Consider the following 15,638-nt stretch of genomic DNA (forward strand, 5'->3'; position numbering starts at 1 on the left):
TTTTATTGTTGAGGGAATTTCTGTTGTATTCACGATAAAAGAAAATTTTTGATAATGGTTTCTCCGTCAGGAGTTAAAATACTTTCAGGATGGAATTGTACCCCGTGTACATCATAGGTTTTATGTTGTAAGGCCATGATCATTCCGTCTTTGTCTACAGCTGTGATTTCCAGTTCTTCCGGGAAACCTTCGGGATTCACTGCCCAGCTGTGGTATCTTCCGACTTCAATTCCGGAAGGCACTTCTCTGAATAATTTTGTATTTTCTTTGACCAGTTCAGTAGTAGTGGCCACACCATGAAATATTTCAGAAAGATTGATAAGGCTTCCACCAAATGCTTCCGCAATGGCTTGTTGGCCAAGACAAACTCCCAAAATACTTTTTGTAGGAGCATATTCTTTTATTAAGTCTAATAAAATTCCGGCTTCTTCAGGAATCCCGGGGCCCGGTGAAAGGATGATTTTATCGTAAGCATTAATTTCTTCCAGGGTAATCTTATCATTTCTTACCACGTCCACTTTTTGATTCAGAATTCTTTCAATGATCTGGACAAGGTTATAAGTAAAGCTGTCATAGTTATCAAAAACGAGAACTTTAAGCTGTGGTTGTTGAGTGTTTATCGTGTTGTTCATCTCTTTTTATTATTGTAAATTAGTTTTATAGTTAACTGAATAGTTGTCGGTTTTCAATTTTCAACACTCAATTTTCCACTATTTTTTCCGCTTTCTCAACTGCTTTTTTCAATGCATTAAGCTTATTGTTTACTTCCTGTAATTCATTTTCAGGGACAGATTTCGCCACAAGGCCGGCTCCCGCCTGATAATAAAGTGTATTGTTTTTGCTCAGGAAAGTTCTGATCATAATGGCCTGGTTGCAGGTTCCGTTTAAGCCGATCATACCAATGCAGCCTCCGTAATAGCCCCGGGAATCTTTTTCATATTGATTAATAAGCTGAAGGGCTTTGTGCTTCGGGGCCCCGCTTAATGTTCCTTGCGGGAAGGTGGCAGAGACCATTTCAAGAGGATTGATATCATTCTCAACATCGGCTGTCACTTCGCTTACCATATGGATAACATGTGAAAAGAGCTGAATCTCTTTGAGCTTGGTTACCGTTACATTTTTTCCGAGTTTTCCTAAATCGTTTCTTGCAAGGTCTACCAGCATGGTGTGTTCTGCATTTTCTTTAGGATCAGCTTTCAAAACTTCAATCGCTTCAAGGTCAGCTTCGAAATTTCCTGTTCTTTTGGAAGTTCCGGCGATAGGGTGAATGATCGCTTTGTTGTTTTTAATAATCAACTGGCTTTCCGGGCTGGAGCCGAATAATTTGTAATTTCCGTAATCAAAATAAAACAGATAAGGCGAAGGGTTGATGTTTCTCAACGCTCGATATACATTAAACTCGTCTCCTTTGAATTTCTGTTCAAATCTTCTGCTCAGCACCAATTGGAAGACGTCACCTCTCATACAATGCCTTTGAGCGGTTTTCACCAATTCGATATAGTCTTCACTGGTAATATTTGAGGTTTCCTCGCCGTTTTTTTCAAAAGGATAAACGGGTGTATTTTGATTTTTGATGAGTGTTTCTAAAAGATGAAGCTCAGATTTTACCCCGTCGATCTGGTTTTCAATAATGTACATTTCATCATTAAAATGGTTGATGGCAATGACATATTGGTAAAGTCTGTATCTGAGAATAGGAATTTCCACTTCAGGGCTCTGAGCTTTAAGACTGATATTTTCAAAGAACTGAACGGCTTCAAAGCTGGTGTATCCAAAAAGGCTCTGTGCAGTTTCTTCAATAGGATCATTGGTCTTTTTACAGTCAAAAATCTTACGGAATTCTTCAAAAATATCAGTGATATTGCGCTCCATGATAAACTGTTTTACCGGCGGAGTGGTAGGCAGTTTAATTTCAAATTCGTTCAGGTTTTTTACTTCAATTCCTGCAATGGCATTTACTGCAATAAAAGAAAAGTTGTTATCAATACTTTTTGAATCTGAACTTTCCAGAAGGATGGTATCCCTGAATTTATCTCTGATTTTAAGGTAGATATTCATGGGAGTATGAAGGTCTCCCAGTGTTTTTTTCGAAACGGTTTTTATGTTAATTCTATCAGTAAGCATCTGTAGTTTTGTTTTTAATGAAGGTAAGGAATAAAAAAAGGCTTTAACGTTTCCGTCAAAGCCTATATATTGTTTATTTGATTATTTCTATTGTATAATTAACAACATGACAATACCTCCAGACCCGACGAAGAGTTTGAAAGCCACCACCAATTATTGTTGTTTATTTTTAACATGTGACAAATGTAGAAAATTTTTTAATACAAAAAATAAAAAATATCAAAAAATAAAAAAACTTAATATCAAAATGTACTTATTTCAATCGTTTACGTTCTTCTTTCAATTCTTTGAGTTTTGACTGGTATCCTTCTTCATCATAGTACTTTACATAGTTTTCCAGTGCAGAAATATACTCATCAATGAATTCTTTATTGGTTCTGTCTGCTTCATATTTGATCCTTGCAGAATTCACCGGAGCAAGCTTTGAATATTTGTCTGCCATTTTTCCTTCTTCGGATTGTCCGTAAAGAATGACAATGTTTTTTTCATATCCGGGAATGTATTTCACGGGAAAAGAAACTTCCATCTGGGGAATTCTAATGGCATTTTCAATAGGATAAATGGCTGCAGTGGTGGTAGAAAAAAAGTTGAAATATATTTTCCGTTCTGCAACTTGACAATGGCTTCATAATCATGAATATACATTTCGTTTAATGTGGAGTTGGTTTCCACATCAGAAGTTATAATTGCGGTACTTTCTACTCCGTATTTGTTCAAAAACCATGCATTTATAAATTGACCTGCCACTCCGTTTAAGATCGCCAGAGGAATGATGGGAATCAGAAACCATCCTTTCTTTGTCAAAGCAGAGAGCCCGCCAAAGAATACCAAAAGCAGTATCACAGTATAAAAACCATGATGACTGGCAAAAAACAAAATTTTTGAAATCAAAACCATGTTTAAAGATAAGATTATCTTCTGACATATCGTTATAATAAACGCTAAGTTCACAAACGGTCATTATTAAAGATTTTAAAATAGGTTTGTGGCCTTAGCGTTAAATAATAAATTAATGTACAGGTTCTGAAAGTGGCAGGTCAGGAGACCCGCTGTAAAAAACAATCAGAGTGGCTCCCTTATCTCCCGTTTTGCCGCGGTGGGCCATGTTAACCATTTCAGGAAGTACTTGCCCTTGCTTTATCCATTGGGTTTTGCCGGTTTCCTTCACTTCGATCTGGATTTCTCCTTTTTCTACGTATGCCGCATTGATGACAGGATGCTTATGCCAATCCAATGCTTTGTTGGGAGGGACGGATATCTTAAGAACTGATATCTCAGGTTGCCCCGTCGGATAAGCAGGGTAGAGGGTACCTTCCCAGGATTTGGAAGTCTTCAATAACGTTACCGATTCAATTTTATCAGAATATTCAGATTTCTGATCATCAGATGAAGAATTGTCACAAGACAGAATGAGGGTAGAAAGTACAGCAAGCATTGATGTACTGAATAAATTTCTTTTAGTCATAGTTATAAATTATGAGTTGATGAACCTTTATGATCCGTTTCACAAAAATAATAATCAGATTTAATTTTCCCTAGTAAATGAATTATTTTTTGCTTTTTTACATAAAAACTACCTCTGAAAAAATATTCTTCAAAGAAAACATTTGTCATAAGTTTAAAAGTTTATTTTTTATATTTTTGCTACCAAATTAGAAAACAATGAAAAAAGTATTAGCAATCGCATTTATCGGAGGTTTATTATTAGCTAGCTGCTCTAAAAAAGTAGATCATTCATTACAAGACAGCAATACCATGCTTGAAGAGCCTGCAGCAACTACTGTTGTAGATTCTACAGCTAAACCTGCCGCTGCTCCTGCTGCAACTCCTACTGCTCCTGAAGCTGCTAAAACAGATTCTACTGCGAAGAAATAATGAAAAAAATATTTTTGGCAGGAATTGTAGGTCTTCTGACCATTTCCTGTTCTAAAAAAGAAAATACAGCTGAAGTGGCGACTGCTTCTGAAACACCAGCTGTTTCAGAACCTGCAAAATCTAATCTTTCCGGTGATCAGATCATCGAAACATTAGATTGTTCAGGATGCCATTCGGCTACCGAGAGAATGATAGGACCTTCTTATCAGGAAATCGCCAACAAGTATTCTGAAAAGGATATTGAACTGCTGGCTTCCAAAATTATAGAAGGCGGAAGTGGTGTTTGGGGAGGTGTCCCTATGGCTGCCCATCCACAGGTATCTAAAGACGATGCCAAAAAGATGGTAGAATATATTTTAAGTCAGAAAAAATAAATGTCTACTGAAAAATCCAGTCTGCACACAAGAAATCTGCATCGCGATCCATACGATTTTGAGCAGCTTATTTCTTGTGTGCCGGAACTGAAGCATTATGTATTTGTCAATGCTTATCAGACAACAACGATTAATTTTAGCATTCCTAAAGCGGTAAAGTTGTTGAATAAGGCATTGTTGGAGCATTTTTATCATGTTAAAAACTGGGATATTCCCGATACCAATTTATGTCCTCCCATTCCCGGCAGGGCAGATTATGTGCACTATATTGCAGATCTGTTAGCAGAATCATCCGGTGAAATTCCGGCAGGAGTTGCTGTAAAAGGTCTGGATATAGGAACCGGAGCGAATCTTGTATATCCTTTAATTGCTCACCGGTCTTACGGCTGGCAGATGCTGGGAACTGATATCAGTGATGATTCTCTTAAAAATGCACAGGAGATTTTAGACCAGAATCTGGATCTTCTTCCGGTAATTCAATTACAACAACAGCCGGATCCAAAGCATATCTTTAAAAATATTCTGAAATCTGATAACCGGTTCACATTTTCGATGTGTAATCCCCCTTCCATGATTCCGAAGAAGCTGCGATGAAGGGAAATATCAGGAAAACAAAAAATATTAACAGATCAAAGAAACAAAAACCTTTACTCAATTTCAGCGGCCAACAGTCCGAATTATGGTGTGAAGGTGGTGAACTGGCTTTTATCAGCACAATGATTCGGGAAAGTGCAGAATTCGCATCGCAGGTTCTCTGGTTTACCTGTCTGGTTTCTAAAAAAGATAACTTACCCAAACTCTTGGAACTTTTAAAGAAAGTAAAGACTGCAGATTTCAAAATCATTGATATGGCTCAGGGACAGAAAGTAAGCAGAATGCTGGCCTGGACATTTATTCCTCAACAGAAGCAGAAATACTGGTTTACGTAAAATAGACCATGTCATTGTTTTGAACGTTAACATGATCTATTTTTAAATTTCTGAAAAAATCAATTTGATGGTCAAGGCAAAAATGCCTAAATTTGTACGCTTTTAGAAAAATAAGAAATGCAATTATCAGAACAAGAAATCATTAGAAGAGAAAAGCTGAATAAGCTTACTGAAATGGGGATTAACGCATTCCCTGCGGATGAGTATACGATTACAGATACTACAGAATCTATAAAACAGGACTTTTCTGAAAGTAAACAGGTGAAGATCGCTGGTAGATTAATGTCCCGCAGAATTCAGGGGAAGGCTTCTTTCGCGGAATTGCAGGATTCTAAAGGAAAAATTCAGGTTTACTTCAACAGAGACGAAATCTGTCCGGGTGAAGATAAAGAATTATATAATGAAGTGTACAAACACCTTTTGGATATCGGTGATATTATCGGTATTGAAGGAGAATTGTTCACGACTCAGGTAGGGGAGAAGACGGTTTTAGTAAAAAACTTTACGCTTTTAACCAAAGCTTTACGTCCGCTTCCTCAGGCAAAAACGGATGAAAACGGGGTAGTACATGACGGATTTACAGATCCTGAATTGAGATACAGACAACGTTATGTGGATTTAACGGTAAACCCTCAGGTAAAAGAAATTTTCGTGAAGAGGACAAAATTGTTCAATGCGATGAGAACTTTCTTTAACGATGCAGGATATTTTGAAGTGGAAACTCCGATCTTGCAGTCGATTCCCGGTGGAGCAGCGGCAAAGCCTTTTATCACGCATCACAATGCTTTAGATATTCCATTATATTTAAGAATTGCCAATGAATTGTACCTGAAAAGATTGATCGTAGGTGGTTTTGACGGAGTATATGAGTTCTCTAAAAACTTCAGAAACGAAGGGATGGACAGAACCCACAACCCGGAGTTTACTGCTATGGAAATTTACGTAGCATATAAAGACTACAACTGGATGATGGATTTCACTGAGAAGTTATTGGAATTCTGTGCCATTCAGGTAAACGGAACTACGACTGCTACATTTGGAGAACATCATGTAGACTTTAAAGCTCCGTATCCAAGAGTTTCCATGACAGAAGCTATCCTGAAATTTACAGGTTTTGATATCACAGGAAAAACAGAGAAGGAATTGTATGATTTTGCAAAATCTATCGGTATTGAAGTGAATGAAACAATGGGGAAAGGGAAATTAATTGATGAGATCTTCGGTGAAAAATGTGAAGGAAACTTTATTCAGCCGACTTTCATTACGGATTATCCTGTTGAAATGTCTCCATTGACTAAAAAACACAGAAGCAAAGAAGGTTTAACAGAGCGTTTCGAATTGATGGTATGTGGTAAGGAAATTGCCAATGCTTATTCAGAGCTTAATGACCCGATTGATCAGAGAGAACGTTTTGAGGCTCAGATGGCCCTTTCTGAAAGAGGTGATGATGAGGCTATGTTTATTGATCAGGATTTCTTAAGAGCTCTTGAATACGGTATGCCACCAACCTCAGGATTAGGAATCGGAATGGACAGGCTGATCATGTTCTTAACGAACAATGCATCGATCCAGGAAGTATTATTCTTCCCTCAGATGAGACCTGAAAAAGCCGTTCCGCAAATTGAACTGGGAGAGGATGAGAAAGTAATCCTAGAAATCCTAAATTCTCAGGAAGAACCGATGACTTTAGCTGAAGTAAAGGAAAGAAGCCAGTTATCAGGTAAAAAATGGGACAAAGCTTCCAAAACTTTGACAAAGAATAATATTGTGAAAGTAGAGAAAATTGACGAAGTTCTTTTGATGAAGCTTGTATAGTTTTATTAAAACAGATATAAAAAAAACCGGTACAGACTTAGTGTGTACCGGTTTCTTTTTCCATTTCCGGAGCTGCGTCCTGAAGTTTTTAAATGGGGCCACGGTATTGATATGAATCCATTTCCAAACCGGCCATTTTGCAGGTGTAGTTGCCCATTTTCTTTGTTCAGGAACAAATAAGATTTCATGATCAAGGCTTTCAATCCAGTCAATAATTTCGTTTACCTGACTTTGTAACAGTTCTCTTTGCTGTTGCAGGCTGTAAGAGCCATATTGTTCGTAGAAAGACTGATATAATCCTTTTAAATTATTCCATTTGTAATCAGGGGTCGGTGTTTTTACTTCGATTCCTTTTCTTTCGTCAGCTTCCCATTGCAAGAGTAAATGGCTCCAGCCGAGTTGATAAGCTATGTTTTGTGAAGGCGTTTTGTCGACTCCATGTTTATATAAACTTTTTTCGATTTCTTTTATATCATCAAACTCCTTATCATACAATTCATATCTTTTTCTAAGCTCATCGATGAGTTCTTTTTTATCCTTATATGTTTGCATAAGTTTTACTTTCTCAGTTTGCTGAATGAAGCCATCAGATAAAACAAAAACGGTAGAATAAATAATGATCCCAGCATTAAAGCCCATCCTAAAGCAGAGATTGTTTTTTCAGGCGCCATATGTTCTAAAAGTGAAAGATGCTGCCCATTTCCCAACAGGATAATATTCGGGTTATGCTGATAAGTGGCAGCCACAAGGATCATTACCATCTGGAACCCTGCCAATGCACGTACAGGAAGCAATTTCTGGCGGTTCAACGCCCGAAGTATCAACAGCAATGCAATGGTTGCAAAAGCAATAGCCATAATTCCCAAAGGTTTTGAAAATACCCACATCAAAAGGGGAATATCTGAAATATAGGCAGTAGCAAAGACGAGAATTCCTGTAATCACTACAAAAATCATGGTTTGTTTTGATTTTCTGATCATCAATAGCAGTTCCTGTTTATCTCTGGTTTCTCTTAAAGAAAAAATAGAGGCCAGATAGGCACAAAGAGCTACCGTAAATAGACCAACCGAGACCCCAAACCAGTTGAGCCAGCTAAAAATATACAGATCCGGAAACGTGGTTGCATCAGGATTGATGGAATGCGAAACCGTTGCCGCTGCAATGAGCCCCAGGAAAAAAGGGGTCAAAAGACTCGCATAATAAAATATCTGTGTATATAAAACCTGCCAGTTATCTTTTACTGCATCATAATGTCTGAAGGTAAACGCTGTTCCTCTCGCAATAATCCCAACAAGCATGAGCACTAAGGGAATGTGGAGATACGTAGACATGGTCGTATAGATCTCAGGAAAGCCTACAAAAAGAATAACAATGGCAATAATAAGCCACATATGATTGGCTTCCCAGACAGGAGCAATAGATTCGTACATGATCTCATGGGTTTTATGCCGGGCTTTTTTATTGGTAAAAAGTTCAACAATACCTGCCCCAAAGTCAGCGCCACCCAAAATAATATAAAGACAGATGGAAAGCCATAGAAAGCCTATAACAATATAGATCATGATTTTTTATTTTTATCGTTAAACTGTGGGTCTGTTGGGTCATAAAGTTTTGGTACCATTTGTACCTGTCTTCTTAATAGGAATATCAGAATCAATGACAACGATATAAAGATCGCAGTGAAGAAGTAGAATGAATATTGTATTCCAGGCATGGGCGTTACCGCATCCACTGTTCTCATGATACCATAGATAATCCATGGTTGTCTTCCGACTTCTGTGACAGTCCATCCTGCTTCAAGCGCAATGTACCCGAAAGGAGTCGCAATTAAAAACGTTTTTAATAACCAGTGTCTGGATAACCATTGCTTTTTAAAGAAGAACGCATACAGGTAAACCGCCCCGATACAAATCATAATAACTCCAAAGAAAATCATGATCTGAAAAGCGTAATGAACTACCGCAACCGGAGGCCATTCGTCCCTCGGGAAATCTTTAAGTCCCTTTACTTCCGCATTAAAATCATTACTTACCAGAAAGCTGAGAACCTTTGGAATTTTAACGGCATATTTAATTTCACCTTTTTCTTCATCAGGAATTCCCCCAATGACAAATGCTGCCCCTTTTTCTGTCTCAAAATGAGCCTCCATGGCAGCCAGTTTAATGGGTTGTCTTTCAGCTACGGACTTCGCAGCTACATCACCGCTTAAAGGCGCACCAAATGCTCCGATAAGGGCGAAACCGACAGCAATTCTGAAAGCTTTGGTATGAAACTCAACATTCTTTTTCGCATGATCATAAAGGCATGAACTCCGGCTACAGCAAATCCCGTGGCACAAAAAGCGGCCACTGTCATATGGAGTGCCTGTGGAAACCAGGCTTCATTGAACATCGCTTTGATAGGATCTATATTGAGATATTGCCCGTTGATATAATCGAAGCCGGCCGGAGAGTTCATCCATGCGTTGGCGGCTACAACCAGAATTCCTGAAGCTAATCCGCTTACTCCTACCAGGAAACCACAAAACCAGTGAAACCATTTGTTGAACCTTTCCCAACCATACAAGAAAAATCCGATGGCAATAGCCTCAATGAAGAATGCTGTTCCCTCAAGAGAAAATGGCATCCCGAAAATAGGACCGGCATGTTTCATAAATCCAGGCCACAAAAGCCCCAGCTCAAAAGAAAGCATAGTTCCTGAAACGGCTCCGGTGGCAAAAAGGATAGCGACTCCCTTGCTCCAGGCTTTGGTAAGACCTTTATAAACTTCATTGTTTGTTTTAAGATACTTCCAGTGAGCAAAAGCCATTAAGAAAGGCATCACCATACCCACACAGGAAAATATAATATGAAAGCCCAGAGAAAGCGCCATCTGGGCACGGGCAGCAATAAAATCATCCATAATATCAACTTTTCAGTAAATAAATTTACGCATAAATTATGGATGTGGAATATGATTTACAACAGTCTAGATGTAAGAAATAGATTTTAACTTTAAAAATTTTGACAACATCTAAATTAAGCTGGGTTAAGTGGATTTAGGATTAGTATTCTATGCAAAATAAATAGTAAATATTTGTACCTTTGCGAAAACTAAATATTATGAAATTGAGAATCCTTTTTTATCCTTGCTATTTCCTTTCATGGCGCTTAGTCAATATTATGTAGGGCGCTTAAATAATTACAATTCACGGGAGTATTATTCTGCTGAGAATTTAAAAACTGCAATAAATGGTGATGGCAGTATGTATATTTTTTATGGTAGTAAAATAAGTAAGATTCTGCCGAGTGGTTTAATAGATTCCAGTTTTGGAATTGGGGGAATTGTTGATGTTGGTGTTTACAGTTCCTATGGTACTAACATTTTTGCTAATGATCAAGGAATATATTTGTTATTAGTTAATAAGATTGCAAAATATAGCTTAACGGGTACTCCTGATATGTCATTTGGTGTGAATGGGATTGTTACATATTCTCAAAGTATTTCCAAAATATTTTTAAATTCTGATTCTTCTTTATATTTTTCAAGTAATAAGGAAATAAAGAAAATACTTCCTAATGGGCAAATCGATAATTCATTTGCAATTAGCGTTCCTGCAAATGATTTCTATTTTATAAATAATGATTTTTATGTGTTCCGCCTTGAATACCCTTCTTTTTTATATGTAACAAAACATGATTTAAATGGAGGACAGGACCTTACTTATGGTAATTTGGGAACCTTTACCGGTCTAAATCATTATATTATAGATACTACTTCCGGTAATATCTATGCAAATAATTCAACAGGAATTACAAGATATACATCTGCAGGAGTAGAGGATAGTACTTTTGGTACTGGAGGAACAGTTTTAGGAAATTTTCCAGGTAGTATTAAGAGCGTGAAAATAGATTCAAATAATAATATTCTTTTTTTTGGAGGAGGTCAGGCATATGGATATAACCAGACTGTAATTTATAGGTTGAAAAATAACGGAGATCTTGATAATACATTTAACAACGGAAATTATAAGTATGTTTCGGATCATGGTATTATATTAAATGCAAGTTTGATAGATGATAATACTTATGTGTGTGTAGATAATAGAAGGTACAGTTTGAACAGTTTTGTTGATAGAACAAAAAAATATGTAAGAACGCAGGATCAATCAATAATAACTGTAGATCAGAATCTCAATTTAAATGAAGTAAGAAATAATAAAACAGACAATATCAAGGTTTATCCAAATCCTACAACAGAAGTTCTTTATGTTAAAGTAGAAAATAATGAAAAGGTTAATAGAATAAATGTCTATACTATGACGGGAGATTTCATATTGTCTACAAATAAAACCGAAATTAATGTTAAACATCTTACTACAGGTAATTACGTAATTGAAGTGGTTACAAAACATAAAAATTACAAAACTAAATTTGTTAAAAAGTAGAAATATGAAAAAATTCCTTTTTGTAATGTTGTTTGCTGTGAGTTTACAAGCTCAAATGCACGTGAAAAAAGACCAAACATATGAAACGAATCCGTTTATTCACACTACAATGAATAACACTAACAGAAACCCGTTGCAATCAATATTGCAAAACGGAAGTATTCTCTGGCTTGACAGTGATATTACTAAATATCGACCAGATGGAAAAAAGATATGACATTTGGTGTTAATGGATCTTTAAGTGTAGTAGCAAATGATTTGACATATGCTAGTTTGATAAAAGTTGTAAATAATAGTCTATATGTTTATTCATTGAATCCATATTGGACTACTCCGGTTGAAAGAGTAGGTAAGTTTGATTTTAATGGAGTGAAAAGCACAAGCTTTGGGACAAATGGTATTTTATCTTTTTCTAATAATCGCTTGGCAAATTTTAATTATATGATTGAAAATGTAGATCAATCTTTATTTGTCATAGCTATAAGTGGTGGAAATAAAAAAATTCTTAAGATAGATGCTAATGGAGTAATAGATCCTAATTTTATTAGCTCAGATTTAGATGCAAAACCTGTTTTTGGGTTAACACAATTATCTAATAACAATGTATTAATTACATACAATGATTCTTCTGTTTCCAAGAATTATCTAAAAAGATATACTTATCAAGGACAGACAGATAATACATTTGGTGATCAGGGGATTACTTACCTTGATTCTAATAATAACCAAATTGTGGTAAATAACTTAGACGAAATATTTGTATTTAACAAAATAGGAACACAACAGATTATAAAAAAGTATGCATCTAACGGGCTTATTGATACTACGTTTGGGACTAACGGGGTATTTGATATTGCATCATTCAATACAGGAAAAACAATAAATATAAATAATATAGATTTAGATTCCAATAGTAGTGTTCTTTTGTTCGGAGGAGCAATAGGAGTAGGAGAGACTAATTCGTTCATAGCACGAATAAATTCTAATGGAAGTTTGGATACCAACTTTCATGGCAATTCATCTTATTTCATGGCTCCTGATTCGTTTGCGGATAATCTTTTAGGTAAAGTCATCAATGATAATGAGTATATATGTTTTAACAAAGTAGCAGGAAGTAGCATGGTTTCATACAAAAGCCTTAAATACACAAGAAATGGTACTCCTGCGTTAGGCCTTCAGGATATGAAATACAATAATAGTATTAAGATCTATCCTAATCCTGCATCCGATTTTATTACTATTGAAGTTGGAAAGAATGATAAGATTAACAAAATCAATATTTATACAATGACAGGTGAATTTGTTCTTTCTAGTAAAAAATCTGAAGTTGATATTAAAGATATAGCAACAGGAAGTTATATGATAGAAGCAACTGTAAATGATAAAATATATAAAAGTAAGTTTATTAAGAAATAATGATAATTTTATTAGACTTACCTAAATTACTCTAAAAATAACGATGCTGTTTAGCATTCTTTTTTATGCTGATAACAATACTTTTTTGACACTTTTTAACTTTCATACGTCGAAAAAAATCACGATATTTGTAAGTCTTTGCATAGAGCAGGATTTTTAATATTTAATATGAGTCAAAAACAATATACAGCTAGTAGTATTCAGGCATTGGAAGGAATGGAGCACGTTCGTATGCGTCCTTCAATGTACATTGGTGATGTAGGAACAAGAGGACTTCACCACTTGGTTTATGAAGTAGTAGACAACTCTATTGACGAGGCATTGGCAGGATACTGCGACACAATCTTCGTAAGCATCAAGGAAGGAAACGGAATTGAAGTTATTGATAATGGTAGAGGTATCCCGGTTGATTTCCACGAAAAAGAGCAGAAATCAGCCCTTGAAGTTGTAATGACAAAAATTGGAGCCGGAGGTAAGTTTGATAAAGATTCTTACAAGGTTTCAGGAGGTCTTCACGGAGTTGGAGTTTCGTGTGTGAATGCACTTTCCAACGAAATGGTAACTACTGTTTACAGAGACGGAAATATTTACCAGCAGATATATTCTAAAGGAAAAGCGCAAACTCAGGTTGAGGAAATCGGGCATAGCGAGAAAAAAGGAACCAAGCAGTTTTTCCAACCGGATGATACAATCTTTACGGAACTGGTATATAATTATGATACATTAGCAAGCCGTTTAAGAGAACTTTCTTATCTGAATAAGGGAATTACAATTACCCTTACCGATGAAAGAGAAAAATTAGAAGATGGATCTTTCCGTTCAGAAGTTTTTCATTCTGAAGGAGGTTTGAAAGAATTCGTTGCCTACATTGACGGAAACCGTGAATCTATTATGGAGCACGTGATTTTCATGGAAGGTGAAAGGGATGATATTCCGGTAGAAGTAGCTATGCGTTACAATACTTCTTTCAACGAGAATCTTCACTCGTATGTAAATAACATCAATACTCATGAAGGAGGTACTCACCTTGCAGGTTTCAGAAGAGCTTTAACAAGAACTCTTAAGAAATATGCCGATGAGTTGGGATTGCCTGCAAAAGAGAAAGTTGAAATTACAGGTGATGACTTCCGTGAAGGATTAACCGCTGTAGTCTCTGTAAAGGTAATGGAACCTCAGTTTGAAGGACAGACGAAAACTAAATTAGGTAACTCTGAAGTTTCCGGTGCTGTAGATAAAATTGTAGGGGAAATGCTTACTAACTTCTTAGAAGAAAATCCTAATGAAGCTAAACTGATCGTTCAAAAGGTTGTTTTGGCGGCTAAAGCAAGACAGGCTGCTAAAAAAGCACGTGAAATGGTTCAGAGAAAATCTCCGATGGGAGGTTCCGGTCTTCCGGGAAAACTATCTGACTGTTCTTCAAAGGATCCGGCAGAGTCTGAAATATTCCTTGTAGAGGGAGATTCCGCAGGTGGAACGGCTAAACAAGGGCGTGACAGACACTTCCAGGCTATCCTTCCACTAAGAGGTAAGATTCTGAACGTAGAAAAATCTATGCTTCATAAAGTATATGATAACGAGGAGATCAGAAATATTTATACGGCTCTTGGAGTTTCAGTAGGTACGGAGGAAGACAGCAAAGCATTGAATATGGCTAAACTGAGATACCATAAGATCGTAATCATGACCGATGCCGATATTGACGGTTCTCACATTTCTACGCTTATCCTTACTTTCTTCTTCAGATATATGAAAGAATTGATTGAGAACGGATATATCTATATCGCTCAGCCACCTTTATATCTATTGAAAAAAGGAAATAAAAAAGTGTATGCTTATAACGAAAAAGAACGTGAAGAGTTTACCTTAGATATGTCTCCGGACGGTAGAGGAGTGGAAGTACAACGTTACAAAGGTCTTGGAGAGATGAATCCTGAGCAGCTTTGGGAAACAACGCTTAATCCGGAACATAGAATTCTGAAGCAGGTGACAATCGACAATGCCGTTGAAGCAGATAGTATTTTCTCAATGCTGATGGGAGATGAGGTTCCACCAAGAAGAGAGTTTATCGAGAAAAATGCAAAATATGCAAAAATTGATGCCTAGGCATTTGTAAAATATACCCTAAAAAGCTTCTAATTATTTAGAAGCTTTTTTTATATTTGGAGTAACCAAAAAAAACAAATAAATATGTTAACTCTTTTACAAACAGACCCTTATAATGGGATGGATGCGGCTAGCGGTGCAGCTGCTGCAGGATTTGGTATAGGAACGATGATCATGAGCTTATTGTTCTATGTTTTCTATGGATATTGCATGTACAAAATCTTTCAAAAAGCCGGAAGGCAAGATGCATGGGCTGCTTTTATTCCCATTTACAACACGATTGTACTTTTAGAGATTGTTAAAAAACCCATATGGTGGATTATCTTATTCTGTATCCCTTTGGTAAATATCTATGCCATCTGGGTTACCTATGATAGATTAGCTAAAGGTTTTGCAAAAGAAACTCCTTTGTATACAATCCTGTTACTCTTCCTCGGGTTTATTTTTATTCCTGTTCTTGGGCTGGGGAGTGATACTTATGATAGCAAAAGAATTCCAAATGATTAAAAAATTGGAAAAAGACTTCAGAAACGAAGTCTTTTTTATTTTATAAAAGTCTTTTTAATGGAAATTTTT

12 protein-coding genes and 3 pseudogenes are annotated in these 15,638 nt (G+C 36.4%); 8 read left to right on the forward strand and 7 right to left on the reverse strand.

Going from position 1 to position 15,638, the window contains the following annotated elements:
• Positions 1 to 29 precede the first annotated feature (29 nt).
• The 4 genes and pseudogenes from H3Z85_15085 to H3Z85_15100 form a co-directional block, all read right to left on the reverse strand.
• A complete protein-coding gene (locus tag H3Z85_15085) occupies positions 30 to 632 on the reverse strand; it encodes an aminodeoxychorismate/anthranilate synthase component II (protein QPQ50735.1) in 603 nt (200 codons plus the stop codon).
• Positions 633 to 699: 67 nt separating this feature from the next.
• Positions 700 to 2,124, reverse strand: coding sequence for an anthranilate synthase component I family protein (locus H3Z85_15090; GenBank protein QPQ50736.1), 1,425 nt, complete (start codon positions 2,122 to 2,124; stop codon positions 700 to 702).
• A gap of 253 nt (positions 2,125 to 2,377) precedes the next feature.
• Positions 2,378 to 3,021 (reverse strand): annotated as a pseudogene (locus H3Z85_15095) (hypothetical protein).
• Between the two features lie 112 nt (positions 3,022 to 3,133).
• Positions 3,134 to 3,589 (reverse strand): cupin domain-containing protein, encoded by a 456-nt coding sequence (locus H3Z85_15100; protein ID QPQ50737.1) that lies wholly within the window; start codon positions 3,587 to 3,589, stop codon positions 3,134 to 3,136.
• Between the two features lie 197 nt (positions 3,590 to 3,786).
• Between H3Z85_15100 and H3Z85_15105 the strand changes: the two genes are divergently transcribed.
• The 4 genes and pseudogenes from H3Z85_15105 (at position 3,787) to lysS (ending at position 7,117) form a co-directional block, all read left to right on the forward strand.
• On the forward strand, positions 3,787 to 3,999 hold the full coding sequence (locus H3Z85_15105) for a hypothetical protein (GenBank protein ID QPQ50738.1): 213 nt from the start codon (positions 3,787 to 3,789) through the stop codon (positions 3,997 to 3,999).
• The gene (locus tag H3Z85_15110; protein ID QPQ50739.1) at positions 3,999 to 4,373 is read left to right on the forward strand and encodes a c-type cytochrome; all 375 of its coding nucleotides are present in this window, start codon (positions 3,999 to 4,001) and stop codon (positions 4,371 to 4,373) included. Before H3Z85_15105 ends, H3Z85_15110 begins: the two co-directional genes overlap by 1 nt.
• Positions 4,374 to 5,302 (forward strand): annotated as a pseudogene (gene rlmF, locus H3Z85_15115) (23S rRNA (adenine(1618)-N(6))-methyltransferase RlmF).
• Between the two features lie 117 nt (positions 5,303 to 5,419).
• Entirely contained in the window at positions 5,420 to 7,117 is a 1,698-nt protein-coding gene (lysS, locus tag H3Z85_15120; GenBank protein ID QPQ50740.1) for a lysine--tRNA ligase, read from the forward strand.
• On the opposite strand, the gene H3Z85_15125 is transcribed toward lysS, so the two are convergent.
• The 3 genes and pseudogenes from H3Z85_15125 to H3Z85_15135 all read right to left on the reverse strand — a co-directional run bounded on the left by H3Z85_15125 (position 7,019) and on the right by H3Z85_15135 (position 10,018).
• Positions 7,019 to 7,669 carry a ClbS/DfsB family four-helix bundle protein gene (locus H3Z85_15125; GenBank protein QPQ50741.1) on the reverse strand — a complete coding sequence of 217 codons (651 nt, stop codon included), beginning with the start codon at positions 7,667 to 7,669 and terminating at the stop codon, positions 7,019 to 7,021. The genes lysS and H3Z85_15125 overlap by 99 nt on opposite strands.
• A 5-nt stretch (positions 7,670 to 7,674) precedes the next feature.
• Positions 7,675 to 8,679 carry a cytochrome d ubiquinol oxidase subunit II gene (locus H3Z85_15130; protein ID QPQ50742.1) on the reverse strand — a complete coding sequence of 335 codons (1,005 nt, stop codon included), beginning with the start codon at positions 8,677 to 8,679 and terminating at the stop codon, positions 7,675 to 7,677.
• A pseudogene (locus tag H3Z85_15135) lies at positions 8,676 to 10,018 on the reverse strand (cytochrome ubiquinol oxidase subunit I). Before H3Z85_15135 ends, H3Z85_15130 begins: the two are co-directional and overlap by 4 nt.
• Positions 10,019 to 10,259: 241 nt before the next feature.
• Between H3Z85_15135 and H3Z85_15140 the strand changes: the two are divergent.
• From H3Z85_15140 to H3Z85_15155, 4 genes are all read left to right on the forward strand, one after another.
• A complete protein-coding gene (locus H3Z85_15140; GenBank protein QPQ50743.1) occupies positions 10,260 to 11,543 on the forward strand; it encodes a T9SS type A sorting domain-containing protein in 1,284 nt (427 codons plus the stop codon).
• Positions 11,544 to 11,756: 213 nt separating this feature from the next.
• The gene (locus H3Z85_15145; GenBank protein QPQ50744.1) at positions 11,757 to 12,959 is read left to right on the forward strand and encodes a T9SS type A sorting domain-containing protein; all 1,203 of its coding nucleotides are present in this window, start codon (positions 11,757 to 11,759) and stop codon (positions 12,957 to 12,959) included.
• Between the two features lie 168 nt (positions 12,960 to 13,127).
• Positions 13,128 to 15,062, forward strand: coding sequence for a DNA topoisomerase (ATP-hydrolyzing) subunit B (gene gyrB / locus H3Z85_15150; GenBank protein ID QPQ50745.1), 1,935 nt, complete (start codon positions 13,128 to 13,130; stop codon positions 15,060 to 15,062).
• An 84-nt stretch (positions 15,063 to 15,146) separates the two neighbouring features.
• The gene (locus tag H3Z85_15155) at positions 15,147 to 15,569 is read left to right on the forward strand and encodes a hypothetical protein (protein QPQ50746.1); all 423 of its coding nucleotides are present in this window, start codon (positions 15,147 to 15,149) and stop codon (positions 15,567 to 15,569) included.
• Positions 15,570 to 15,638 lie beyond the last annotated feature (69 nt).

Source organism: Chryseobacterium indologenes (assembly GCA_016025055.1).
Lineage (GTDB): Bacteria > Bacteroidota > Bacteroidia > Flavobacteriales > Weeksellaceae > Chryseobacterium > Chryseobacterium indologenes.

What these genes read in the sequence shown, in the direction of transcription:
- H3Z85_15105 (QPQ50738.1), top strand. Translation starts at nt 3,787, where the DNA reads ATGAAAAAAGTATTAGCAATCGCATTTATCGGAGGTTTATTATTAGCT.
- H3Z85_15130 (QPQ50742.1), bottom strand. Translation starts at nt 8,679, where the DNA reads ATGATCTATATTGTTATAGGCTTTCTATGGCTTTCCATCTGTCTTTAT.
- H3Z85_15085 (QPQ50735.1), bottom strand. Translation starts at nt 632, where the DNA reads ATGAACAACACGATAAACACTCAACAACCACAGCTTAAAGTTCTCGTT.
- H3Z85_15140 (QPQ50743.1), top strand. Translation starts at nt 10,260, where the DNA reads ATGGCGCTTAGTCAATATTATGTAGGGCGCTTAAATAATTACAATTCA.
- gyrB (QPQ50745.1), top strand. Translation starts at nt 13,128, where the DNA reads ATGAGTCAAAAACAATATACAGCTAGTAGTATTCAGGCATTGGAAGGA.
- H3Z85_15100 (QPQ50737.1), bottom strand. Translation starts at nt 3,589, where the DNA reads ATGACTAAAAGAAATTTATTCAGTACATCAATGCTTGCTGTACTTTCT.
- H3Z85_15155 (QPQ50746.1), top strand. Translation starts at nt 15,147, where the DNA reads ATGTTAACTCTTTTACAAACAGACCCTTATAATGGGATGGATGCGGCT.
- H3Z85_15110 (QPQ50739.1), top strand. Translation starts at nt 3,999, where the DNA reads ATGAAAAAAATATTTTTGGCAGGAATTGTAGGTCTTCTGACCATTTCC.
- H3Z85_15125 (QPQ50741.1), bottom strand. Translation starts at nt 7,669, where the DNA reads ATGCAAACATATAAGGATAAAAAAGAACTCATCGATGAGCTTAGAAAA.
- lysS (QPQ50740.1), top strand. Translation starts at nt 5,420, where the DNA reads ATGCAATTATCAGAACAAGAAATCATTAGAAGAGAAAAGCTGAATAAG.
- H3Z85_15090 (QPQ50736.1), bottom strand. Translation starts at nt 2,124, where the DNA reads ATGCTTACTGATAGAATTAACATAAAAACCGTTTCGAAAAAAACACTG.
- H3Z85_15145 (QPQ50744.1), top strand. Translation starts at nt 11,757, where the DNA reads ATGACATTTGGTGTTAATGGATCTTTAAGTGTAGTAGCAAATGATTTG.